Origin of the sequence: Streptococcus shenyangsis, from assembly GCF_006385785.1 — a bacterium.
Taxonomy (GTDB): domain Bacteria; phylum Bacillota; class Bacilli; order Lactobacillales; family Streptococcaceae; genus Streptococcus; species Streptococcus shenyangsis.
Window position 1 is genome coordinate 1 of the sequence record NZ_VFSH01000024.1, and the last position, 1,436, is coordinate 1,436.

The following is a 1,436-nucleotide window of genomic DNA, read 5'->3' on the forward strand; positions in this document are numbered from 1 at the left end:
ATGTACTGATCCCAAAAAGTTGGACAAATAATTATTGAAAGGATTTAGTTCTGTATTGGACAGGACTAAGTCCTTTTAGTTTTACCTTAATTCGTTTGTTGTTGTAGTAATCGATATAGTCTATAATGGCTTGTTCCAATTGATTAAGTGATTTAAAGTTTTTCTCATGGCCATAAAACATTTCGGATTTTAAAATGCCAAAGAAAGATTCCATCATACCGTTGTCTGGGCTGTTGCCCTTACGTGACATGGATGCTTGAATTCCCTTACTCTCTAGGAACCGATGATAAGAATCGTGTTGGTATTGCCAACCTTGGTCACTATGGAGAATCGTATTCTCGTAGTGTTTCTCTGTGAAGGCCTGTTCCAACATCGTTTTTACTTGTTCTAAATTAGGAGAACAAGAAAGATTAAAAGCAATAATTTCGCTGTTAAAGCCATCTAAAACAGGCGATAAATACAATTTCTGCGTGCTATTTGGAATGGCAAACTCTGTCACATCCGTATAACACTTTTCCATTGGTCTCGATCCTTCAAACTGGCGTTGAATGAGATTCTCTGCCTTCTTACCAACATCTCCTTTATGAGAAGAATATTTTCGTTTCTGTCGCATTTTAGCTTGTAAATTGAGTACTTCCATCAAGCGTTGAACTCTTTTATGATTTACCAGATAACCACGATTTCTTAGTTCTAAATGAACCCGACGATAACCATAATTTCCCTTGTGTTCGATAAAAATGGATTGAATTTCATCTTTAAGCTCTTGATCCTTATCTGGTTTATCTAGCTGTTTCAAGTGATAGTAGTAGGTCGAACGAGCTAGTTTAATGGCTTTTAGAAGAATATCTAACGAAAACTCAGTCATTAATTCTTGAACAATTTCTGTCTTTCTTCTTTCTCTTTTTCCTCCTTCAATCGGAGTTCTCTTAACTTTTTTAGGATAGCATTCTCCGCTCTCAGGTACTCATTTTCTGCTTGAAGACGTTCTAATTCTGTCCTCTCTTCAGGTCTCTTTTTTGGCTTACGTCCCATTTTAGGTACTCTCCCTCTTGTTTTCTCAACAATAGTATACCCGTTTTTCTTGTATTGTGCTAGCCAATTAAGAAGTATCGTACGACTTGGGAGGCCGTATTCAAGAGAAACTCTATCTTTAGTCCAGCCTTCATGTAAGACTTTATGAATCATTTCTTGTTTTAAATCAGGAGAATAGTAACGATTTTTTCCTTTTTTGACAAACTCTATTCCGTAACGATCAATCAATTTAATCATGTATCTAATATTAGAATTGTTTATACCAAATTTATTCGAAAGCTTCTCTAAGCTATATCCTTGTTTTCTAAGTTCATAGATCTGAACTTTATCATCATAAGTTAATTTCATAATAAAAACACCCCAAAAGTTAGATTTTTTCTGTCTAACTTTTGGGGTGCAGTTCA

At 35.1% G+C, this 1,436-nt stretch carries 1 protein-coding gene; it reads right to left on the minus strand.

Features of this window, described 5'->3' with window-relative positions; all coding sequences use genetic code 11:
• Positions 1–31: 31 nt before the first annotated feature.
• Positions 32–1,380, minus strand: a protein-coding gene (locus tag FJR77_RS10110) for an IS3 family transposase (protein WP_140860145.1) whose coding sequence is annotated in 2 segments (ribosomal slippage) — positions 32–939 and positions 939–1,380 — 1,350 coding nt in all. Because the reading frame shifts where the segments join, the coding sequence is not laid out codon by codon here.
• Between the last annotated feature and the right edge of the window lie 56 nt (positions 1,381–1,436).